General features: G+C 58.0%; 1 protein-coding gene. It reads left to right on the top strand.

Annotated features, from left to right (window positions below; translation table 11 throughout):
* Positions 1 to 357 (top strand): integrase core domain-containing protein (locus tag HWX03_RS36680; RefSeq protein WP_175874680.1); only part of this gene is annotated, 357 nt, incomplete at both ends.

The raw sequence follows: 357 nt of genomic DNA, 5'->3' as shown, positions 1-357 counted from the left end.
GTTCGAATGTTGACCATCATCGACACGTGGAACCGGGAATGTCCGCACATCGAGGTCGACTTCTCGCTAACGGGTGTCCGCGTGGCGCGCGTGCTCGAGCAGCTACGGCAACGAGGACGGTGCCCAAACTTGATTCAGGTGGATAACGGGCCGGAATTCATCAGCAAAGCGCTCGACGCTTGGGCACACGAGCATGGCGTCAAGCTGCAGTTCATTCGTCCCGGCAAGCCGGTGGAAAACGCATACATCGAGAGTTTCAACGGGCGACTGCGTGAAGAGTGCCTGAATCAGCATGCGTTCGTCAGCCTGGAGGACGCACGCAAGCGCATCGAAACGTGGCGAATCGATTACAACTCG

Origin of the sequence: Burkholderia sp. BCC0397, assembly GCF_902832865.1 — a bacterium.
Lineage (GTDB): Bacteria > Pseudomonadota > Gammaproteobacteria > Burkholderiales > Burkholderiaceae > Burkholderia.
The sequence above is the reverse complement of the archived record's forward strand: the minus strand, read 5'-3'. Positions and strand labels throughout refer to the sequence as shown.